This window comes from Glycomyces sp. NPDC048151 (genome assembly GCF_043202775.1).
Lineage (GTDB): Bacteria > Actinomycetota > Actinomycetes > Mycobacteriales > Micromonosporaceae > Glycomyces.
In genome coordinates, this window is record NZ_JBIDBB010000004.1 from 505,931 (window position 1) to 525,549 (window position 19,619).

Consider the following 19,619-nt stretch of genomic DNA (forward strand, 5'->3'; position numbering starts at 1 on the left):
CCTGGTGTTCATGTGGTTACGAAACGGCACGTTCGGCCGATGTGGAGCGGCGTGGCCGCAGGTACGGTGAGGGGTTGAACCCCAAGAGAGAGGCCCCGATGAGCCGATTTGCCCTCGTCTATCTGCTCGGCGCAGCACTTGTCGCCGTCGGCGTGTCCGTGCTGATCGCCAGCACCGACTTCGACCCGAACCCGTTCATGGAGAACCTGACGAACGAGACCGGGCAACTGTCCGGTGTTGTCGTCGCATCGGCCGGTGCCGTAGTGGTGGCGATCGCCGCCGCAGCGCATTCGGTCCGCAAGGCGTTCGACAAGGACTAAGCAGCAGCCATCCGCCACAGGTAGACGTCGATCTGGTCCATGACCGCGACGCCCGTAGACTCGTCGCGCTTCGGCGGGTTCGTCAGCTCGCGGCGGATCGGCCCGCACGCCCAGCCCGACACGGTCAACCGTGCGTCGAGGAGGGTCGCGGCGGCCTGCCCGGCGACGATCCGGGCCGCGGCCGCGGTGTTGCCGACCGAGTGGACGTAGGCGCGGATCGTGGCCTCGTTCGACGAGCGGGCAAGGTTGTCGCCGCCGTCATGCCCGCCCGCGAAGTACACGACCGCATAGGGCGGGTCCTGTTCGTTCGGGACGTCACCGTCGACGACGGTCAGGTTCACGTTCGTGCCCAGCAGGGCAAGGAACGCGGCGGCCGCGGGCTGCGCGACAGGGCTAGGCACCGAGCACGTCCTCAACGGCGTCGCCGAGGTACCGTTCCAGGCGCGGGGCCTCACGGTCCAGGGCGGGGAGGCCGCCGGGGATCGGCGGGTTGTTCACCGTCCCGAACTCGATGATGTTCCCCAAAGGGCCCTGTGGGCGGGACTTGTCGGGCCCGATCTCCCACTCGATCTCGTTGCCGCGGATACGCCGGTCGTAGTTGACCGCCCCCGGCAACGCCGGAATATGGGCGTGCCCGGACCAGGCCCGGGCCCAGTCCTTCTTGATGTTCAGGGCGGCTTTCTCCCCGACCTTCACGACCTCGTCGTGGAGGTCCTTCGGAAGGCGCCCGAGCTCGGTGATGTAGGCGCGGATCTCGGAGTCATCAATGTCGATCACCCGGTCACCTCCGTGCACATGACCCGCCGTGAGGTCGCATGGGACTTGTGGTGCAGGTCCTTGATGCGCACGACACGGCCGACCAAATCGGGGTCGTGCACGGACGCGTCGATCGTGATCTCGTCGGCTTTCTGCAGGCCCACAACAGCGATCGGCAACTGCACCTGGAGTGTCAACAGGACCAGGGCGGCCTCGCCGACGTCCCTCGCCTCGCCCCAGTTCCCGCTGGTCTGTACACGGCACTTCCCCGTGTACAGCACCGAGTAGGTCGGCGTGACCGCGCCCGTGTCCGGGTTGGTGGTGGTGCCGGTGCGGCGCCGGATCGTGCACGAGTCGACCATGATCGCCTCCGCTGCGGCACGGCCCCGCGCGAGCGCGCCTTCGAGGCTCACCAGTTCCCCGCCTTCCCCGCGTACGCGTCCAGCAGGTTCGCGCGCGCGGCATCAGGGAGGTCTTCGGCGGTGACGGCGTACCGGACCCGCCAGTCGTCGATGGACTCCGAGACCGCCGATGTCGGGTTCGCGAGCTTGTTCGCCGCCAAGGTGAGCACCATCGACCTTGCGGTCTCCAGGTGCCAGTCCCCGGCGGCCCACCCGTGCGTGTAGACGACGGTGACGGCGGTCGGCTCGGACGGGCACGGGCGCCAGCCCGTGCCCCTCCACAGCCGGTCCCCGAACCGCTTGTAGTCGTCCCCGACAGTGAGCGCGTCCCCGTCCAGTTCGACGGAGGCGACAGCGGTGACCGGCGATTCGGGCAGTTGAAGCCAGACGCTCGTAGTGCCCATGATGGTCAACTCGTCGTCGACCACCTGGGAGAGCGTCTGGCCGACCGCGCCCCGCACGACACCGCTCGCCGTGTTCAACAGCAGTGCGGCTTTGTCGGAGTCGATCTGCTGCCCGGTGAGCAGCTCCAGTTCAGCCTCGGTCGCCAGCGCCGCCATCGCCTACCCCTTCGACCTCGGGGTCGCTTTCTTGACTGGCTTCTTCGGCTCCTCCCAGGAGATCCCGAACGAGCCCGGGACTTCCTTGAGGGCCGCGGCGAGGTCGCCTTCGACGTCGGCGGTGCCGTCAACGAACATGACGACACCGGCCTTGGTGCGGATCGGCACCTCCCCGACGGGGAAGCGCGAGCACGTGAAGCGCATGACTGCCCCCTTAGGCGGCGGCGCCGACGCGCAGCATCTTCGCGTGGCGACGCTCGTTGCCGAACTTGAGGCCGACCTCGCCGTACATCTGCCGCTTCTCCGAGGCGCCCACCTTCGAGAGCTCCTCGACGAACAGGAACCCCTTGTCAGGGATCGGGAAGAACACCGGGGCGCACTCCCCGAGCGACACGATCTGGAGGGCCGCGGTCGGCATGTGCCGCTCCAGCATCAGATTCAGGCGACCGAAGTCGGTCTCGATGGTCTGCACAGCGACACCGCCGATGTTGCGGGTCTGCTCCTGGTAGTTCTTGTCGGTGATGAACAGCTTCGTGAGCGCCCGCTTCATGGTGGCGTTGCACAGGACCGTGCCCAGGCCGCCGGAGAGGCCGCCGTTCTCCCACGCGAGCTGCATGAGGTCGAGGACGAGCGCCTCCGTGAGCGGGGTCGGCTCGTACACGACCGCGCCGCCGTCGGTCGCGAACGCGATTGCGGAGCCGCCCGCGCGCGCGGACACGGTGAACGTGTTCGGGTCCGGGACGGTGGCGACGTAGTAGAGCTGGTTCTCGACCAGCACGCCGTCGGCACCGCCGGTGGGCGTGGTGATGACGATCTCGTCGCCCACGGCCAGGCCGTGGCCGGTGATCGTCCACACCTCAGTGTCCGATTCGATCGTGGCCGTACCGACCGCGGCGCCGCCCTGGGTGGACACGTTCGTGGAGGTGGCCTCCATGATGCCCTTGGTGCGGCGGGCGGTCGCGTTCGTCGACGGGTTGTTGAACGTCCCCGTGATGAACGACTTGTTGATGTCGAGCGCCACCTGGGTGAGCGCCTGCGTGATCTGCCAGCCGAGCTCGTCGGCGATCGGGTTCGACCCGGCGATCCCGACGGCGCCCGCGTGCGAGGAGCCGGTCGAGTTGTACTGGCCGGTGGCGCCCATCTTGGTGTAGGAGACCTCGACGGCTTCCTGGTGGATCTCGACGACGTTGACGACGTTCGAACGGGTCCGCTCCTCAGCGGTGGGGGCGTTCGCACCCTCCAGGCGCTGCCGGGTCGCCGACGCGTCGCGGAGGTCGTAGCCCTGCCACTGGAACAGGGTGTGGTTGACGCTCTCGCCGCCGGTGAGCCCGCCGATCGCGGACAGGAACGGCGTGTCGGTGGGCGTGATCGCGAACAACTCGCCCACGTAGTTCGGCAGGTTGAAAGTCGTGCCCTGCCCGGTGATACCAGCCATGCTGGTGTCCTCCTTGGTGTTTGGGCAGGCCGGGCCTGCCTAGTTGATCAACATCTGGTTCTTGAGCGCCATCGCCTGCTGCCAGTCGCCTGCCTTCTCGGCGGCGGCGATCTGGGTCTGCAGGTCTGGCGGTGCGCCTCGGCCGCCCTGTGTCGGGTCCGGCGCGGGACGGCGCGGCCCCTCCTGGACGGCGGGGAATAGTTCCTTGAGTGCCGCGGCGTCGGCGGCGAGCTCTTCCCGCGTCGTGCCCTGGAGCCGGGCGGCCTGCTGGGCGGTGAGCCCGGCTTCGGTGGCGACTTCCAGGCGGAGCCGTGAGAGCCGTTCCTGGTCGGCTTCGGCGCGGATCGATTCGAGCTCTTCGCGGAGCCGTTCGACATCGGTCTTGTCCTCGTCGGCCACGCCCTGCTTGCCGCCGCGGATCGCCTCCACGAGGCCCTTCAACGGCGCGTAGGTGTCGCTGAGGTCCTTGAGTTGCTTCTCCAGTTCGGAGCGGGCCTTCCGTTCGGCCTCAAGGGCTCTCTTGCCGCCCTCGCCGAGCGGTTCGTCCTGCGGCTGCGGGTCGCCCGCGGCAGGGTTCGCGGCCGGGTCGCCCGGCTGCTGGGTCGGGTCGGCAGGCGCCGACGGTTGGTTGGTGTTGTCCGGGTCGGCCATCGCGGTCTCTCCAGGTCGGGCCCGGCATCGCGCCGGGCAATGGGCGGCTACACGAAGCCGCGCGTCCGCAACAGGCGGGCGCGCCAGTCCTCGGTGATGTAGCCGTTGGCGGCGAGCAGTTGAAGCGCGTGCTCCCTGTCGCGTGCGATCTCATATATGGCTTCCGGCATGAGCTGGACACGCCGGTCGTTCTTGCGCCCCGAGTAGGTGACGGGGACGTTGAGGCCGTTCGCCAGCTCAACCCGCTGCAAGGCCCTGCGGGCGCCGGGGATGGAGTCGGCGACGGACAAGCCCGCGGCCCGGCGGCGGACGTTGACGACCCTGCGGAGGTCGGCGCCGTCGCGGATCGCCTGCGCGCCCGCGACGGTGAACACCCGGTCCTGTTCGGCGCGGGAGAGTGAATCGAAGTACACGTTGGGGTCCGTTACCGCGTCGGTGTCCTGGGAGCCGAGCGGCACTTGGATGCAGTCGCAGTTTGATACAATGAGATTGTTAGCGCTGTACCAACCCTCTGAGGAACTGAGGTTGTAAACGTGACCGCTCCAGTGGACCCTGCGAAGCTCGACAATGCGATCCAGCTCTACCTGGTCGGAGAGCCGATCCAACAGATCCTGTCCACGACTGGCGTATCCAGCACGCGATTCCACCGAGAACGCGTCGCCAGGGGCATCCCACCTCGCCGCATCCGCAACGACCTGCCCGCCGAAGCGATCGCCGCCGCCTACGAATCCGGGGCTAGCGAATTCGCGCTGAGCCGCCAATACCAGGTCTCCCGGCAGGTAATCTCGCGTCTGCTGAAGGAATCTGGCATCGAACGACGAGGAACCAGCGAAGCTGGTGTAGTCAGGGCCAGCCAGATGACCAGCGCTGAACGGAAGAAGCAAGCCGCTGCGGCCAACCGTGCGGCACGAATGCGCCGCTCCAGCCAGATTGACAAACTCCGGCATGCACTCGCTGTTGAGTCCGCCGGAGCCGCCCAAAGCGAAGGCGAAACCCTGCTCCACGACCTGCTCGTCGAACGCGGTCTGCAACCGACGCGACAACGCGCCATCGGAGTCTGCAATGTCGACCTGGCCGTGCTGCCCGTCGCCGTGGAAGTCCTCGGGGGAGGATGGCACGCGGCTAAAACCATCCACACTGAACGAACCCCATACATCCTCGATGAGGGATGGCATCTCGTGATGGTCTGGGATTACGAGGGGCGTAGCGCCCTCGGGCCTGGTGCTGCGGACTACCTCATCGCCTACATCGAGGAGGTTCGCCGGAACCCACCCGCGACGTGTCAGTACCGGGTGATTACCGGTCAGGGGGAGCTCCTGGCCGCTCGCGGTCGTGAGGACAACGAGTTCCCCCTCGTACCACCGCCTCGTGGTCGCCTCGAACTGAGGCCCTGACACCACCGCCCCCGCCGGAAGGCACCTGGGGTGGCGTTTGAACGCGGTCCGCCACGAGGAGACCTCGCCGAGGAGGACCACACAGCGGGAGCACGACGGAGGGGACAGGGCCCTGGTGTACATCTGGACGCCCCGGGTGGCGCCAGAGATGGTCCCGGCGACCCGGAACGCGTCCTCCACTTGGGTTGCGACGATCGTCAACAGGGCCGCGAGGCCTTGCGAGAGCGCTGCCTCCAGGGCGGCGCCTTCGGAGATCGCGGTCAACGTCGTCACTGTCGGCTGCATCAACAGGGTGTCCAGCGGCCGCCCGTCCGACGCGACACCCACGAGCCCTTCAGGGTTGATGACCCCGTCCGGTTCACGCTCGATGCCCTGCTCGTTCAGTGCGGCCGCGATGTACCCGTCCGCGGTCTGCCCGGCCAACAGCTGCGAGGCGGCCACCACGGTCAGGAGCCTGGGGACCTGCGCCGCCCAGGAGGAGCGGATGTTCCCGGTCTCGACCAGCCGCCACAGGCGTTTCGCCTCAGCGGTCGCCGTCGAGCTAGTCGCCTTCAGCAGGCGCTGTCTGCGGTGCGCGATCCCCAGCAGGCTCTGCGCCTCCGTCATCGCCGGTGCCGTTCGTCGAGTTCATGTCCAGTGCACGGCCCAGCGCCGCCACCGGGTCCTGCTGGCGGGCCTTCTCGTCCTCTTCCTCCATGCGGGAGATCTGGACGTCCGTGTACCCGAGGTCTTCGCGGGTCTGCCTGAGCGGGACGATCGGCATCTGCCCGGCAGGCGCCGCATACAGCTTGATAGCCCGGTCCGCGGCCTGCGCGATCGTGGGTGTGGCGGCGTTGCGCCACATCGTCTCCATGCGGTGCAGCGCGGGGTCGTCCTTGGAGGAGGGGTCCTGGAAGCGCCGTACGAGACGCATGACCCGCTCCCACGAGCCGCCGAACGCGACCTGCTTCCGCTCCGCCCGCTTGATCAACCGGGACTCGGCCGACCGGATCGCATCCGCCGAGGCGGGCTGGTCGGACGCGTACCCGAGGTACTGGGGCGGCAGGCCCGCCATCGCCGCGACGACATGCGCGAGCGCGTTGATCGCCTGAATGAACTTGTTCAGGTCCGCCGTGGAGAACTCGAACGTTTTCGCGTCAGTGCCCTTACCGGGGATGGCGAGGAGCTGCCCCATGAGCACCTGGGTGGGGGAGAGCTGGTTGCCGTTGCCGTCGCGGAACTTGTCCGGGCCGACGTTGAGGAACCCGCGCTGCGGGATCGCGACGAACTCGGCGGCGACCATCATGTCCGTCGCCAATTTGTTCGCCGCGTCCGACAGCGGCAGCACCGATGCGAGCTCGCTTCGTCCGTACCGGAGCTGGTAGGCGTTCGTGCGCGTCTTTCGTGCCTGGCGCAGGCGCGGCCGATTCACGATCGGCGTCACCGGGACCTCGCCCAGCTTGTGCTCGTCGCGGTCGACTTCCTTCCAGGCGCCGCCCGACCAGTCGTACCAGATCGTCTCGTCCGGCAGGTACAGCGTCGCGGTGCGTTCAGCGACCCGCGCGAGGTCTTCAGGCTGGTTGACGCGCCGCAGCGCGGCCCGGACGGACCTGTCTCGCGGGTCGATCGCCGCGAACAGCTCCAGCGGCGACTCCGCAGTCACCAACGGAATGTCACTGCCTTCACGGCTGCCGACCGTCACATACGAACGAGACAAGGCGAGGGCGTCCACATGCGCCTGCGGGGCCTGCTCGTCGAGGTCGTTGTACTGCCAGACCTTCCACAGGTCCTCGTCAGCGCCCGTGGCGCCAGGAAGACGGAACCCGGTGATGTCCAGGCGTTCCTCGATCGCGTCCACCACCAGCTGCGGCCAGCCGATGATCACGGCTTTGAGCCGGTCCTGGACCTCCGCGAGGATCTCCGGGTTCATGTAGGTGAGCGGCTGCTCGCCCTCGTAGTAGGCGTCCAGGCCCTCCAGGGAAGGCAGTTCGGTGTCGTGCAGCCGCTGGAGGTACAGGACCCATTCGTCAGGTGTGGTCGGGTAGGTCACGGGCACCTCCTCATCGCATGACGATCACGTACTGGTCGGCTTCGGGCCACAGCTCGGCGGCGGTCGCGTCACACGCCGCTTCATGGCACAGGATGGAGGTCACGCAGGCGTCGATCTTCTGCGTCGGTGAAGGCTTCTCCAGGACGTACCGGTTCATCGTGCGAGGTGCCTTGCGGGCGTTCTGGACATGAAGCTTCGTGATCGGGCAGTCGTCGTGCGACCAGGTCGCCTCGTCCTTCGTGATATCCACGTGCAGGCGTTCGGCGGCGGCGTGCATCTGCGTGATCCGGCCCGTCGCCCAACGGAACACGATGTCGTCCCCGTACATCGCGGACCAGTTGTCGATCTCCGTCGACCACCACCACGGGTCGCAGTACATGCGCACCACCTGGAAACGGTCCATGAGCTCCTCGACCGCCGCAGCAACCTGGAGCCGCGGGATCTGCCCGCCGTGGTCGGCAGGATTCCAGATCGTCGGCAGCCCATCCCCGTAGGTGGGGGTGAACTGGTAGCCGTCCTCGGTCTCCGCCCTGATGGCGGTCCAGTCCTCCGTGTCCGAGCCGTCGAAGCCGAGCACGATCGCGGTGCCGTCCTCGACTGCCTTCGGTGCCGCGCGGCGCTTCCACTCGACGGTTTCGAGCCAGTGGCCCGCGCCGTACACGATCCGGTTCCCGTAGAACCGCTCCGCCTGTGCGGCGTCTTTCTCCATGAGCTCCAAGGCCTCAGCCTCGATGCCGTCAATGTTGACGTGCTTGGAGCCCGTGTAGACGTAGCGGAGGATCTTGCGCCGCTCGACCTTGTTCTTGAACGACCACTGCTCCGGCGGCGGCTCGTAGAACTTGAAGATGTCCTTCACGTTCGACTCGAACGTGCGTTGCGCCACCGAGTCCTCGGACGGGTCCCACGGGTTCGTCGTCTCGATCGACCGGCCGCCCATACCGGCGAGGCCGCGCCGCATCGTTTCCGCGACCTTCCGCAGCTTGTTCGTGTCGTTGTACAGGCCCGACTCGTCCATCATGGCGTGATGGATCGGGTTGCCGAGGCGAGCCTGCGCGGAGGCCGTCACCGTGTCGATCCGGCCGCCATTGGAGATGCGGATGAACTGCTCGCCCACGCGCATCTGCTCACCCAAAGGGCCGAGCCGGATCATCTCCTGCAGCGGCCCGAAGATGTTGTCGGTCTGGTCCTCAGCGGTCGCGAGCAGTTGGATCAGCGGTTTCGGCCACGGCATGCCCATCGGCTCGCCCGGCTCGTACTCGTACACCCAGCCGCAACCACACCCGTGGTCCTCGCACCGGTACACCTCGCCGCCGACCGCCCAGCCCGCGAACACCACCGGCCCGACCGCCTCCGCAGAGACCGTCGCCGCCGACCACGGGCCCTTACCGGTCTTCTGTGGGGCGACAATCAGGCTGCGGCGGTTGTGGAACGCCGGGGCCAGAATCGGCCGCTCCGGTATCCACGGCGTACCAGGTTTGATCCGGTAGTGGTTGACCAGGCACCAAAGCTGCCAGTCGTAGAGGTCGAACGGCTTCCCCCGCTGGAACCCGTCCGGGACTAGGCAGTGCGCTTGAATCCAGTCCGGGACGATCCACAACGTCGGGAAGTCGACGACATACTCAGGCCGCGCCAGTGCCATTGATGACCTTGAAGCGCGACTTCGACGACGGTGCCGCCGGAGCGTCAGGCTTCGACTCATCCTGGCTGGCCGAGGCCTTCTGCCCGCCGATCGTCCAGCCGTTCTCCTTCAACCCCGCGGGCGTCATCCCGATCTGGTCGCCCAGGCGGATCATCGCCGCCACGTCAGCGGCCGTCGCATCCCCCGATTCGGCGATCGCGGACCGACGCACCCACAGAGCGATGGTCTGCCACCGCCAGGACTCCTCGATCCACGCCCACGCCTGCGGAGACTTCCACGCCGCGTTCCACAACGCCACCTCGCGCGGCGTCGCGTCCGGGAGCGGGACCTTCGGGTACGCCCGGTTGAACTCCTTCGCCGGCAACACCCGCAATGCCGCCCGAGAGGCCCCGCGAAGCGAGTTCGGATCGGGCTGCGGGCCCGAGCGGATGCGTGCGCCTCCACTAGCCATGGTGGTCTCCTTCGGCCGCATCGCACGGCACTCAGGGTCGCAGGACGGCATCGCACCGACCTGGATGGTTGTCACTTTGGGTAACCGGGTCTGGAATTTGAACCTGCCGGACCAGGCAGCGCCCTCCCCGGCGGTCCGGGCCCCTGCCGGTCGAGGGGTCTCCCCCCGGGTTTTCGTCACTGTGTGTGACGATCGATTGATGTGGTTCGATGGCTGTTCGGGGTCAGCTGGTCTGGTCGCTGTTGTTCCATCCGCCTTGCTGGGTGGTGGCGGTGTGGTGGTTGTGGCATGGGGTGCATAGGCCCCGGCCGTGCTTGGGATCGTTGGGGTCGAGGCCGAGTGCTTCGAGGTCGCGTCTGCTCTTGGGGTGGTGGTCGGCGATGGTGGACCAGTGGGTGCATGGCCTGCCCTCGTGTGCAGTGTGGTCTGGTGGGCAGGTGCAGATGGGGTCACGCTGGAGTACTGCTGGCCTGAAGTACTTGGTGTGTCGGTGTCCGTAGCCTCGCTGTGCTGCGGTACCCCTGGCCTGGTCTGCCTGCCGGGTGTGGGTGGGGCACCGGGAGGTGCCGACGGGTACTGGTGTGGGGCATCCGGGTACGGAGCAGGGGCGTTTAGCGCGGGGCATGGGCTAGCCGTGGTGGTCCTTGTGGATGGGGCAGGCGTCCCATCCTTCAGGGCGGAAGCAGTAGGGGCAGTTGTTCATGCCTGCTCCCTCAGTCTTCGTGTTCGGCGTCTTCGTAGTCGAGGATGGGTACGTGGCTGACGATCCAGTAGGCGCCGTCGACGTGGTTGGGCATGAGTTCGACGTCGGGGCGGCAGAGGCAGTGTTCGTCCTGGTGTAGAGAGATCTCGTCGGCGGGGAGGTCTTGCATGGCGTGCCGGTGGCGGATGCCGTCGAGGAGACGTTCCGCGTGTGAGAGCGCGAGGGCTGCGAGGTCGTCGAGGATGCGCAGGGAAGGTGGGAGGTGGTGGTTCATGCGGTTACGAGCTTGCGTCGTCGTGACCGTTGCGTCTGGCTTCGGGCTTTCATTTCGGCTTCGCGGAGGTCGGCGAGCCTGTAGCGTGCGCCGTTGCGTGGGCCGTTGTGGTCGGCGGGGGTGAGGTAGCCGCGTCGGGCCCAGTTGTGGATGGCTTGGGGGGTGATACCGAACCAGTGGGCGACGGCTTTGGGGGTGACGGGTTCGTTGGGGTTGAACATGGTCGCCTCCCGGATATGACGAAACCCCGCCTGGCGAGGGGCGGGGTTGGTCGTGTTCAGGGCACAGCACAGCTGTCTAGGTCGATGGTAACGCGAGATGTTTACAGTGTCAAGGAGACTGGTTCAGAAGTTGAGTTTCCATCCGTCGTCTCCGGTGGAGAAGATCATGACCTCTTCCGCTCCTGGCCGCAGCCCGGCATCGATGCGCATGGTTCCCTCTTCGAGGCCGTAGTGGGTGTCACCGATTTGGAAGGCAAGCTTCAGGCCAAGGTGGGCGTCTCCGATGAGGTCGACTTGTTGCTTGGTCAGAGGGTTGACGTGCAGTCTGATGGCTGCGTAGTTCCCTCCCTGGAACAGCCATTCGATGCGTCCGGTCAGGATGTGCCGGTCAGCCCAGTAGAGGTTGCCTTCCAGTAGCTGATCGTGTTGGTCCATGCCCTGATGGTAGGGCTGTTAGTCGGTCTCTGGGCTGGTTTCAGGTGCCCACTCAGACCGGTAGTCGGGGTGGTCGCTGTAGACGGCGGCGAGGCGCCGGAGGGTCGCATTTGCTTCAGGCAGGTGCTGGCGGATCCAGTCTTCAGCGAACGCTTGGCAGGCGGTTCGGGTCTCCCTGGCAACGATGCCGGAGGCTGCGATCCCGGGACCTTCTTCGCCGCCGATGCTGGCACTGACGGTGTTGTCGGGCCAGTAGTTCGCGAAGAACCCGGGGCCGCTGAGGCACCAGTCGCCGCCGCAGTCGGGCGTCCACTCAGGCAGGTCGACCCTTGACTCGCGCTGGATGATCGCCCGCTTGGCCGCGACCTCGCGGAGGACACGGGCAGGGTCGTGGCGGGCGACGTGCTCGATGATCCCTCCGAGGTCAGGTGTTCCGTCCTCGGCCCACGGACCTTGCTCAAGGCAGGTGACTTCCCAGAACGGGTCTCCGCCGTAGACGCGGGCCATCCAGCCTCGGTCGTACACGTCCCACGGCGGCGGGTAGTACTTCGCCATGAGGTTCGCTGCGTCCTCGTCCTCTTGGATTCGTTCGCGGAGAAAGTCGACGATGGAGAGGGTCACCACTGCTCCAGTCTGCCGATGACGCGGAAAATGACTTCGCTCTGCATCGTGTCCCGGTAGTCCGGGGGGAGCGGCGGCCAGTCCTTCGGTCTCAGGCCGGGAACGTCGTGGAGTTGGTTCCAGATCTGTTCGATGTCGCGGCCCGCGTTCGTGATAGATCGCCTCTGGTCAGGAGAGAGGTGTTCGGGGCCGGGGTGGGTCATGGTGCGACCGTCGGTGAACGTGAACTCGAAACGCTCGAACCGGTCCTGGATCTCACGGATCTTGATGATGCTGGACGGGACGAGCCCGAGTTCGATGATGTACGCCCGGAGCTCCATGAGCCATCGGACCCGTTCAGGTGTCGGGTAGGACTGCTGGTCGGTCATCCTTCATTCTCCCATACTGGCAAGACAGTTCACGCAGGTCATGCGGCCTGTTGGTCGGTCATTCGGGTCACCGCGTCAGCGATCGCGTCCACCCACGCTCCGGAGTACTGGGAGCAGTTGGTGCACACCACTTGGGTGTCGACGCGAACGAGTGCGATGTGCCCGCACTTCTTGCAGGGCGTGGCGGGCAGCGGCTCGGGGTCGCGGCTCCGGGTGTTGCCGTTCAACGCGTGCAACCTGCCGCAGAGGGCCCGGATCTCGGTGGCGTTGTCGCCGATGGAGTCCGGGAGGCGTTCGCACGCCCAGTCCAACCGGTCCGTGAGCCACGCGCACAGGTTGACGACGGTCGGGACAGGACGGTGCTCGCGGAGGCCACGTTCGCGCCGGACCTCCAGCCACTCCTTCGCGATCGCGTCGAGGACGGCGGCGGCTGGTGTCTCTCCCACCTGGTCCCGGTAGAGATCCCGGATCGGTGCGTCCGTGTAGGGGCCGACGGGAAGGAGCTGGTCGAGGACATCGACGCGGGCGCCGATCGGGGCCTCCCTTGACCCGGTGACCTTCTCGCTCGCGGTCCCGCCGGGGGTGGGGTCGAGGAGCAGCCACTGCTCGGCGATGCCGTTCAGGTGGTGGCGGAACCGGTCTCGGCACGGGAAGCAGGCGTGGGCGTGCTCGTAGTGGACGGGTTCTTGCCCGTAGGCGGCGCAGAGGACGCATTTGCGGTTGGTGTTCATGGTTCCCCCGTGATGTGGACGATCGATGGTGTCAGTTCGGGCAGTGCATGTGTAAGCGTCTATTCGTTGAGTCCGGTGAAGATCTCGTCGGTGACGGCATCGAGGTTGCGTTGGATCCTGGCGAGATCGGCTGCCATCGAGTCGGGCGGCGGCGGGTACTCGTCCGGTGGCTGTTCAGCGCGGCGCCTGCGGTCTTCCAGGAGGTCTGCGGCGAGCTGCGCCTGCCAAGGGTGGAGGTCTTGTCCTGTTGTGGCTTTCATGAAGTCGCGGATCTTGTCGGCCATGGTCGGCGTCCATCGCATGGTGTCGCCGTCGGACTGGTACGGCTGCGTGCGTTCGAGGGCAGCCGTGACCTGCTGGTTGAGGGTGGGCCCGTCGGGGAGGCCGTGGCCGAGCCGGTAGCGGTCCCGGGGACCGGTGTACCCGTACTGGCATGCGGGTGAGCAGTAGTCGAGGGACGCGCCGCCTTCGGGGATCTCCCGGCCGCAGATGCAGAGCGCGGTCTGGGCGTCGATCGCTGCCAGGACGTCGTTGATGCGGTCACTCATCGCTTGATCTCCTCAACGGCATCGAGGATCACGCTGAACTGCTCGTACATCCGGCTGACCTCTCTGAGGGCTGCATCCCGCTCAAGGAGGGCCTTCTCCAGCCGTTCCTTCAGCTCGTCATTGCCGCGCTTGTCGCGGATCTCGTCGATTTCTGCAGCAGCCGCGGCCGAGAGCCCGCAGCTTGGGCACGGGTCTCCGTTGCGCCATGCAATGCCGATGCTGGATGACCAAGAGTTGCATCCGGGACAGGTGCGCTTTAGGTCACTCATTGGTCCTCCTCTTCGAACTGGTCGCTGTAGCAGTCCTCGCAGAGTCCGTCGGCGCCGTCCTCGGCGTCGTCGTACTCGCCGTAGCAGTTCTCGCAGGATCGGATGGTCATGTCGTTCCTTTCGTTGGGTGGGGCGCGGGTGCCGGACCCGCGCCGGGTCGTCTACTGGTTGCGCAGTTCGATTGCGCGGGCGATCATGGCGTCCTTGTGCGTTCTCGCGGCGGCCGCGGCCGTCTTGGTGCGCTTCGCGTCGCTCTCGGCGCGGAGCGCCCAGTGGCGGGCCCGGTAGCAGAAGGCGATGCTGACCGCCAGGAAGGCGGCCTCGATGGTCAGGGTCACGATGTCGTTCATGTGGTTCCTTTCGTGCCGAGTCGTTGCTGGACAGCGTCTTCGACGAGGTGGAGGATGCAGTCCGCGTGGAAGTCGTAGCGGCGCTGCCGGTTCTCGGGCTTCTGCTGCTCCTCCCATGATTGGCGGCGCTTGCGCAGGTCTGGCGGCCACAGCAGCCAAACGCGTTTGGTGCGTGGCATCTCGACCTTGCGGGCGATCCACCCATCGGTGAGTGATCCGCCCTCATCGGGTCGGCCTTCGGGGATCTCCTCGTCGCACAGGTCGCAGACAGTCATGAAGGTCGGCTTTGGCCGGTGGGTCTGGGTCATGCGAGGTGCCTTCCGTAGTAGAGGCGGTCCCCGGGGTACTCGGCGGGGGCAGGGTCGGTGTCGGTGATCCACTGCCGGAGCGCGGGATCGGTGACGGGCGGGCAGTGGCCGCAGCCGGTGACGCCGCAGGTGCGCAGCCCGGGGTCGTCGCGGTAGGCGGTGGTGTTGGTTCCGAGGCCAGCGAACAACTCCCCGGTGCAGCACGGCTCGGTGCACGGCGGCTGCGGGGCGGGCTTCCAGGGCTCACTCATCGGCCACCACCACGACCACGAGCCCGCCGTACACGACGGCCAAGCCGATGAGCGCGCACACCCACCAGGGGATCTGGGTGCCGAACACCGGCTCGTCGAGGAACCCGACAGCGACGGCGATGACGGCCGACAGCGCGAGCAGGCCGAGGTGCGCGAGGACGTCACGCATCGGGTTCACCTCCGAGGCCGAGGGCGCGCGCGATCGTGAGGAGGCGTGCCGGGATCGGGTCGACCAAGCGAGCTGAGCTTGCCGCGTCCTCGTGGTCCGCCGGTCCGTAGATGTCGATGACGAGTCGGCCGGATCGGCGTCGGGCCCTGCACCATCCGTGCTGGTGCTCGATGAATCCGTTCGGGTTGCGGCGGCCCCAGTGGACCTCGCCGGGCATCCATACCTCGGCGGTGAACCCGGCAGCACGAGCGGCCTTGCCGACGTGCGCCCACGTGACCCGGGCTCGTGCGCCGGTCTTCATCAGCGGGGCCAGGAACGGGTAGGACCTGTCTTCCTGGGTGGTGCAGGCGTCAAGGACGCGGACGATGATGTCGAGGTCGGTTGGGAACTTGTGGAAGTCGCCTCGGTGGACCTCGCCGTGCATGTTGCCGTGGACGAAGCCCATGACGGCGGCGTTGTGGAGGAGCTTCCGCTCGTCCTCGGTCATCGCGCGGATGGCGGCGTTTCGAGCGTCGCGGCGCTCCTGGTCGCGGGCGGTGAGGTATTGCGCGAACCGCGCCTCGGTGGTCTGCTCGGTGCCCATCAGGAGCCCCCGCCCAGCTCGGTTCGTGCCTCGGCGATGATCGCGTCGGTGTCGAGGCCGAGTTCGCGGCCCCGGGCGACGTCGCGCGCCAGCTCGTCCAGGCCGTGCGTGACGGCGTACCAGATGTGGTTCCGGGTGAGGTCCTGTGCGGCGCACCGGTCCTCGAAGATCGGGTGCTCTCCTCGCGGCGCCCCGTAGACGGTGCCGTCTTCTTCGATGCCGTGGTTGATGAGCAGCAGGTAGGAGTTGGGTTCCTCGGTGCCGCAGCAGGGGCAGGTGGCTGGGAGGGCCGCGGCCCGGTCGCGTTCCTGCCGCGCCTCCCACTCGCCGAACAGGTCGGGCTGGACGAGGGCCATCACTCGCTGCCTCCGTCCTCACCGAGAGCGGCGGCGATGGCGCGGACATCACGGCCCGCGTCCCCGTACCCCATGCGGTAGCTGGTGGACCATGTGCCGGGTCCCGGGTTGTCCGGAAACGAGCGGAACTGGTCCAGGGCGGCGGCGAGCGTGTCGCGTTCGCCGGTCACGGCCGCCAGAGCAGTCTCGGCCTTGTGCTTGTTGAGCTCGACCTGGCGCAGCATCTCCTCGGTGACGAGGAGATCCCGGCGGCTGGGTCTGTCGGCCAGCTCGGCACGGAGCCGGTCGACCCACCGGACCAGGGACACGATCCGGGGGCCTGGGTCCCGCTGGTCCGGCCCCGCGATGGTCGGGAAGATGTTCTCCGGGTAGTGCTGCTCCACAAGGGCCATGAGGCCGTCCCACGAGTGGTGGAAAGCAACCTCTCCGTGAGCCTCGTCCAATTCCTGACGGAGCTGGTGGTAGCGGCGGCGGGCGTGCGAGCGCTGGTCCTTCAGCCGGTCGACCTCGGCGAGGAGAAGGCGGATGTCGTGCACCCAGTTCCCCTGGTACTCGATGTCGTTGATGACGTACCCGTAGATGCCGCCACGGCCGTGCGCGCTGGTGCGCTGCTGGATGGCGTCCAGCTCCTCGCCGGTGAGTGGCTGGGTGGGTTCGGTGGTCACTGGTGGGTCCCTTCGGTGTCGGTGAGGGCGTCGTCGAGGTCGTCGGCGGTGTGGCGCAGGAGGGTCGCGGCGTAGGCCACGCCTGCCCACCACTCCGGGGTTTGGGCGGTGGCGGCATCGGCGATCTGGTCGAGCGAGTCCGCGGCCTCCCTGAGGTGGACGGGGCGGGCGGCGTCGGCGGCGAGGACGGCCATCTCGTCGGCGTTGTCGTAGCCGTGCGCGTAGTCGGAGTTGAAGCCGCAGAGAGCCTTGAAGACCGCGGCGGCGGCAGGCTCCAGGGCGGCCGTCGTGCGGTCGGCGAAGCAGTCACATTGGCGGCCGGTGCACATGGTGCCCTCGGGGACCGGGATGGACGGGTAGTACTCGTGGATGTTGCTCCAGGGGAGTCCGTCGTGGAGCAGCCCGGCGACGTCGGCGGCGGGAACGCGGGTGCCGCGCATGACGGGCTCGCCGCCGCGGATGCCCGGGTGGGATTCCACGAGGGCCGCCGGGATCAGGGCCGGTCGGGAGTCCATGTCGTCCAACGAGGTCTGCGCGCCACAGGTCTGGCACCAGAACTCGTCGAGGTCCTCGCCGTCCGAGGCCTGGAGGCCGTCGGTCCACTCAGCCCAACGGTCGCACTGCGGGCAGCAGTATTCGACGGCCTCAGGACGCGCGTGCGGGTTTCGGTCTCCCGTACCCCGGATCTCGGCTGCGGGAGCCGCCACGGGCTCCACAGCGGGCGGACGGGGCGCTTCCGCAGGCCGCCCGCCCATCTCGAAATCGTTGAAGCAGTCGTACGAGCAGTAGCCCGAGGGGTGGCCCTCGGCGGACTGGCCGCACGGGCAGCGGGTGTCGGGGCCGATGATCTCCTCGGCGCGCGTCGGTTCAGGTTTCATCGGTGGCCTCCCCGAGTCCGAGGGCCTTCGCGGTAGCGCACGGCCACATCGCGTCCATGTAGTCGGCGATGGGCACTGAAAAGGACATCTCCAGCTCGCCGCAGTGAGCGCAGATGTCGAAGTGCTCGACCTCCGCCATAGGAATGTCGGCTTCGGCGGAGCAGCGGGCCGCGGTTGTCCAGGAGCCGTTGCCGTCCGGGTCGGTGTAGCGCCGTTCGCGGACGTGCAGGGCGCCGACCGCACCGCGCTGTCCCTCCAGCTCCTCCACGCGCCCCAGGAGGTACGCGAGGTCCGTGGGGGCGTTGGCGATCAAGGCGGCTTCGGAGCGGTGCCTCCCGGCGAGGACCCCGCAGTCGTCATCGCCGAAGGACAGCACGTTTTCGCCGTCCCCGCTTGAGCCACCGAACCACCATTCGTCGCCGTAGTCGTTGTACTCGGTGGACCACGGTCCAGTGCTGACGGCGTCGAGGCGCGCGCGGATCTCGGCGGCCCGGTCTGCGGGCGGGACAGAGGACATCAGGACTCCTCGCGGACGACGGTCAGCGTGCAGAGGTCGTCGTCCCAGTCGTCCTCGACGATCCACTTGCCGGGTCGGAGCGGGCGCAGCTCGTCGGGCACCTCGACGTCGTTTCCCTGGACGACGCACCCCACATAGGGGACGGTCCAGCCGTGGTAGTCGACCCACTTGTGCTCTTGGCCGTGGAACTCGAACTCATCCAGGCCGTCCCAGGGCGCGCCTTCTTCGGCGTCGTACGGGCCGTTGGCGGCGCTGACGCCGTTGGCCTCGTGGGTCTTGTTGCACTCCTGCCAGCCCTTGCACTGGTCGGGGTACAGGCAGGTGATCCCCCAGCGGTGCTGTGCTTCGGCGTCCGGGAAGCGCTCGGCGTACTCGGTGTCGACTTCGACGGTCAGCAGGTGGTCGATCATCAGGACTCCTCCTTGGAGCCGGGCCCGAACGTGTTGAACGAGAACGACAACGCCATGCAGATCTCGTCCTGGAGGTGCCAGACGGCCTCGTTCCAGCCCCGCTGCGCGTCCCGGTCCTCCTCAGCCACCGACTCGGGATCGGTCTGCTCGACTGCGAGCGCCGCGAGCAGCGCCTTCATCAGGTCGCCGACAGGGACCATCTCGATCTCGGTCGCGCCGTTGTGGCCGTGGATCCGCTTGACGTGGTGCGGGGAATCCCACACGCAGGTCTGGGCGATCCCGGACGTGCCGCCGCGCCAGCGGGTCACGGTCTTCATGTCGGGGAAGATCACCCCGTCGGCGACGACCCCGGTGCCGGAGACGCCGGTGACGTCCTCGGTGCGGCGGAGCACGAACGGCGTCACCGAGTTGGTGAACGTCTTGATCCACTCGGCGGCCTGCGCGGGCTTCGGGTCGTTGGCGTAGTCCTCGGACATGTGGGTCTCGTATTCGTAGTCGGGGTCGCGTTCAGGGGACTGGTCGTCCCACAGCTCGTGGTCGGTCATCGGTTGGTCTCCTCAGAGGTGGAAGGGCGGGCGGCGACGGCACGGCTGACGAGCCACTCGGGGCCGCCTGCCTCGTACATCCGCCAGAAGTCGTAGGCGCCGTCGTTGTCTCGGCGGTGTTCGAGGAGGTATGCGGATGCCTCGCGGAGCGCTTCCTCGGCGATCAGCGGCCTCGCTGCGGCGACCACCGCGCGAGCTTCGCTCTCGAAGTCGTCCGGCCGGAGACGTTGGATGCCGTCACCGTGGTTGATGTTGAAGTCCCGCGCCAGCGCCTCGGCGGCGGCGTGTTCGGCTGGGGTGAGATCACTCATCGGGTGGCCCCGTTCGCAACCCGCAGCAGCACATCCGCGTGGCACGGCGCATCCGGCTCGCACCAGCAGGCGAGATCCTTGCCCGCCAGCTCGGTGCGCACCTGGTCGGCAGTGAACGCCGCCGAGCCCCACTCGATGTCCTGCTCGAACAGGTCGACCGCGTGGACGATCGCCGCGCGGTGCTGCAGCTCGTCCGAGGGCGAGGGGCCCGGGTCGAGCACGATGCCCATGGTCGCCTTCTCGCCCCGGGCAGCGGCGTGGTCGACGTGGTGGGACACGCCGTTGTCGTCGATCACGTCCCAGTGGCCGCAGCAGTCGCAGCGGTAGACCCGGAACGGATTGCCGAACACGGTGCGCCGGTCAACGATCACGGCGTCCGGGTTCAGGTCCCGCCAGGTCTTCCCGTCGGCGTCTCGGGTGCGGGTGATCCGCACCCGCTTCGGTGTGGTCAGGGTGCTCATCGGTTTGCT

At 67.6% G+C, this 19,619-nt stretch carries 33 protein-coding genes; 1 reads left to right on the forward strand and 32 read right to left on the reverse strand.

Annotation, left to right across the window (positions count from 1 at the left end; translation table 11 throughout):
• Positions 1-74 precede the first annotated feature (74 nt).
• Positions 75-320: a hypothetical protein gene (locus tag ACGGCP_RS12140; protein ID WP_392964739.1), complete on the forward strand. Its 246-nt coding sequence runs from the start codon at positions 75-77 to the stop codon at positions 318-320.
• On the opposite strand, the gene ACGGCP_RS12145 is transcribed toward ACGGCP_RS12140, so the two are convergent.
• From ACGGCP_RS12145 to ACGGCP_RS12300, 32 genes are all read right to left on the reverse strand, one after another.
• A complete protein-coding gene (locus ACGGCP_RS12145) occupies positions 317-721 on the reverse strand; it encodes a DUF3168 domain-containing protein (protein WP_392964742.1) in 405 nt (134 codons plus the stop codon). The genes ACGGCP_RS12140 and ACGGCP_RS12145 overlap by 4 nt on opposite strands.
• On the reverse strand, positions 714-1,097 hold the full coding sequence (locus ACGGCP_RS12150) for a hypothetical protein (RefSeq protein ID WP_392964744.1): 384 nt from the start codon (positions 1,095-1,097) through the stop codon (positions 714-716). Before ACGGCP_RS12150 ends, ACGGCP_RS12145 begins: the two co-directional genes overlap by 8 nt.
• Positions 1,094-1,489, reverse strand: coding sequence for a DUF6093 family protein (locus tag ACGGCP_RS12155; protein WP_392964747.1), 396 nt, complete (start codon positions 1,487-1,489; stop codon positions 1,094-1,096). The genes ACGGCP_RS12150 and ACGGCP_RS12155 overlap by 4 nt, the downstream gene beginning before the upstream one ends.
• Positions 1,486-2,037, reverse strand: coding sequence for a hypothetical protein (locus ACGGCP_RS12160; protein WP_392964750.1), 552 nt, complete (start codon positions 2,035-2,037; stop codon positions 1,486-1,488). Before ACGGCP_RS12160 ends, ACGGCP_RS12155 begins: the two co-directional genes overlap by 4 nt.
• Positions 2,038-2,040: 3 nt before the next feature.
• Positions 2,041-2,241 carry a hypothetical protein gene (locus ACGGCP_RS12165; protein ID WP_392964751.1) on the reverse strand — a complete coding sequence of 67 codons (201 nt, stop codon included), beginning with the start codon at positions 2,239-2,241 and terminating at the stop codon, positions 2,041-2,043.
• Between the two features lie 10 nt (positions 2,242-2,251).
• Positions 2,252-3,472, reverse strand: coding sequence for a DUF5309 family protein (locus ACGGCP_RS12170; protein WP_392964753.1), 1,221 nt, complete (start codon positions 3,470-3,472; stop codon positions 2,252-2,254).
• A 39-nt stretch (positions 3,473-3,511) separates the two neighbouring features.
• Complete coding sequence (locus ACGGCP_RS12175) at positions 3,512-4,123, reverse strand: hypothetical protein (RefSeq protein ID WP_392964754.1); 612 nt, start codon at positions 4,121-4,123, stop codon at positions 3,512-3,514.
• A gap of 47 nt (positions 4,124-4,170) precedes the next feature.
• The gene (locus ACGGCP_RS12180; protein ID WP_392964757.1) at positions 4,171-6,123 is read right to left on the reverse strand and encodes a hypothetical protein; all 1,953 of its coding nucleotides are present in this window, start codon (positions 6,121-6,123) and stop codon (positions 4,171-4,173) included.
• Positions 6,059-7,546, reverse strand: coding sequence for a phage portal protein (locus ACGGCP_RS12185; RefSeq protein ID WP_392964760.1), 1,488 nt, complete (start codon positions 7,544-7,546; stop codon positions 6,059-6,061). The genes ACGGCP_RS12180 and ACGGCP_RS12185 overlap by 65 nt, the downstream gene beginning before the upstream one ends.
• 10 nt (positions 7,547-7,556) lie before the next feature.
• On the reverse strand, positions 7,557-9,185 hold the full coding sequence (locus ACGGCP_RS12190; RefSeq protein WP_392964763.1) for a hypothetical protein: 1,629 nt from the start codon (positions 9,183-9,185) through the stop codon (positions 7,557-7,559).
• A complete protein-coding gene (locus tag ACGGCP_RS12195) occupies positions 9,166-9,636 on the reverse strand; it encodes a hypothetical protein (RefSeq protein WP_392964765.1) in 471 nt (156 codons plus the stop codon). The genes ACGGCP_RS12190 and ACGGCP_RS12195 overlap by 20 nt, the downstream gene beginning before the upstream one ends.
• A gap of 713 nt (positions 9,637-10,349) precedes the next feature.
• Positions 10,350-10,613: a hypothetical protein gene (locus ACGGCP_RS12200; protein ID WP_392964768.1), complete on the reverse strand. Its 264-nt coding sequence runs from the start codon at positions 10,611-10,613 to the stop codon at positions 10,350-10,352.
• Positions 10,610-10,834 (reverse strand): MerR family transcriptional regulator, encoded by a 225-nt coding sequence (locus ACGGCP_RS12205; RefSeq protein ID WP_392964771.1) that lies wholly within the window; start codon positions 10,832-10,834, stop codon positions 10,610-10,612. Before ACGGCP_RS12205 ends, ACGGCP_RS12200 begins: the two co-directional genes overlap by 4 nt.
• 123 nt (positions 10,835-10,957) lie before the next feature.
• The gene (locus ACGGCP_RS12210) at positions 10,958-11,269 is read right to left on the reverse strand and encodes a hypothetical protein (protein WP_392964774.1); all 312 of its coding nucleotides are present in this window, start codon (positions 11,267-11,269) and stop codon (positions 10,958-10,960) included.
• A gap of 18 nt (positions 11,270-11,287) precedes the next feature.
• Positions 11,288-11,893, reverse strand: coding sequence for a DUF6221 family protein (locus ACGGCP_RS12215; protein WP_392964776.1), 606 nt, complete (start codon positions 11,891-11,893; stop codon positions 11,288-11,290).
• The gene (locus ACGGCP_RS12220; RefSeq protein ID WP_392964779.1) at positions 11,887-12,258 is read right to left on the reverse strand and encodes a hypothetical protein; all 372 of its coding nucleotides are present in this window, start codon (positions 12,256-12,258) and stop codon (positions 11,887-11,889) included. The genes ACGGCP_RS12215 and ACGGCP_RS12220 overlap by 7 nt, the downstream gene beginning before the upstream one ends.
• A 38-nt stretch (positions 12,259-12,296) precedes the next feature.
• The gene (locus ACGGCP_RS12225) at positions 12,297-12,989 is read right to left on the reverse strand and encodes a hypothetical protein (RefSeq protein WP_392964781.1); all 693 of its coding nucleotides are present in this window, start codon (positions 12,987-12,989) and stop codon (positions 12,297-12,299) included.
• Between the two features lie 59 nt (positions 12,990-13,048).
• On the reverse strand, positions 13,049-13,537 hold the full coding sequence (locus ACGGCP_RS12230; RefSeq protein ID WP_392964784.1) for a hypothetical protein: 489 nt from the start codon (positions 13,535-13,537) through the stop codon (positions 13,049-13,051).
• Complete coding sequence (locus ACGGCP_RS12235) at positions 13,534-13,806, reverse strand: hypothetical protein (protein WP_392964786.1); 273 nt, start codon at positions 13,804-13,806, stop codon at positions 13,534-13,536. Before ACGGCP_RS12235 ends, ACGGCP_RS12230 begins: the two co-directional genes overlap by 4 nt.
• A gap of 161 nt (positions 13,807-13,967) precedes the next feature.
• Positions 13,968-14,156, reverse strand: a complete 189-nt coding sequence (locus ACGGCP_RS12240; protein WP_392964789.1) for a hypothetical protein — start codon at positions 14,154-14,156, stop codon at positions 13,968-13,970.
• The gene (locus ACGGCP_RS12245) at positions 14,153-14,464 is read right to left on the reverse strand and encodes a hypothetical protein (RefSeq protein WP_392964791.1); all 312 of its coding nucleotides are present in this window, start codon (positions 14,462-14,464) and stop codon (positions 14,153-14,155) included. Before ACGGCP_RS12245 ends, ACGGCP_RS12240 begins: the two co-directional genes overlap by 4 nt.
• Positions 14,461-14,715 carry a hypothetical protein gene (locus ACGGCP_RS12250; protein WP_392964793.1) on the reverse strand — a complete coding sequence of 85 codons (255 nt, stop codon included), beginning with the start codon at positions 14,713-14,715 and terminating at the stop codon, positions 14,461-14,463. The genes ACGGCP_RS12245 and ACGGCP_RS12250 overlap by 4 nt, the downstream gene beginning before the upstream one ends.
• Positions 14,708-14,884, reverse strand: coding sequence for a hypothetical protein (locus tag ACGGCP_RS12255; protein WP_392964796.1), 177 nt, complete (start codon positions 14,882-14,884; stop codon positions 14,708-14,710). Before ACGGCP_RS12255 ends, ACGGCP_RS12250 begins: the two co-directional genes overlap by 8 nt.
• Positions 14,877-15,467, reverse strand: coding sequence for a hypothetical protein (locus ACGGCP_RS12260; protein WP_392964799.1), 591 nt, complete (start codon positions 15,465-15,467; stop codon positions 14,877-14,879). The genes ACGGCP_RS12255 and ACGGCP_RS12260 overlap by 8 nt, the downstream gene beginning before the upstream one ends.
• Positions 15,467-15,823 (reverse strand): hypothetical protein, encoded by a 357-nt coding sequence (locus ACGGCP_RS12265; RefSeq protein ID WP_392964801.1) that lies wholly within the window; start codon positions 15,821-15,823, stop codon positions 15,467-15,469. Before ACGGCP_RS12265 ends, ACGGCP_RS12260 begins: the two co-directional genes overlap by 1 nt.
• On the reverse strand, positions 15,823-16,488 hold the full coding sequence (locus ACGGCP_RS12270; RefSeq protein ID WP_392964804.1) for a hypothetical protein: 666 nt from the start codon (positions 16,486-16,488) through the stop codon (positions 15,823-15,825). Before ACGGCP_RS12270 ends, ACGGCP_RS12265 begins: the two co-directional genes overlap by 1 nt.
• Positions 16,485-17,366 (reverse strand): DUF433 domain-containing protein, encoded by an 882-nt coding sequence (locus ACGGCP_RS12275; protein ID WP_392964807.1) that lies wholly within the window; start codon positions 17,364-17,366, stop codon positions 16,485-16,487. Before ACGGCP_RS12275 ends, ACGGCP_RS12270 begins: the two co-directional genes overlap by 4 nt.
• Positions 17,356-17,883 carry a hypothetical protein gene (locus ACGGCP_RS12280; protein ID WP_392964810.1) on the reverse strand — a complete coding sequence of 176 codons (528 nt, stop codon included), beginning with the start codon at positions 17,881-17,883 and terminating at the stop codon, positions 17,356-17,358. Before ACGGCP_RS12280 ends, ACGGCP_RS12275 begins: the two co-directional genes overlap by 11 nt.
• Positions 17,883-18,293, reverse strand: a complete 411-nt coding sequence (locus tag ACGGCP_RS12285; RefSeq protein WP_392964813.1) for a hypothetical protein — start codon at positions 18,291-18,293, stop codon at positions 17,883-17,885. The genes ACGGCP_RS12280 and ACGGCP_RS12285 overlap by 1 nt, the downstream gene beginning before the upstream one ends.
• The gene (locus ACGGCP_RS12290; protein WP_392964815.1) at positions 18,293-18,838 is read right to left on the reverse strand and encodes a hypothetical protein; all 546 of its coding nucleotides are present in this window, start codon (positions 18,836-18,838) and stop codon (positions 18,293-18,295) included. Before ACGGCP_RS12290 ends, ACGGCP_RS12285 begins: the two co-directional genes overlap by 1 nt.
• Complete coding sequence (locus ACGGCP_RS12295) at positions 18,835-19,149, reverse strand: hypothetical protein (RefSeq protein ID WP_392964818.1); 315 nt, start codon at positions 19,147-19,149, stop codon at positions 18,835-18,837. The genes ACGGCP_RS12290 and ACGGCP_RS12295 overlap by 4 nt, the downstream gene beginning before the upstream one ends.
• Positions 19,146-19,610, reverse strand: coding sequence for a DUF4326 domain-containing protein (locus tag ACGGCP_RS12300; protein ID WP_392964821.1), 465 nt, complete (start codon positions 19,608-19,610; stop codon positions 19,146-19,148). The genes ACGGCP_RS12295 and ACGGCP_RS12300 overlap by 4 nt, the downstream gene beginning before the upstream one ends.
• Positions 19,611-19,619 lie beyond the last annotated feature (9 nt).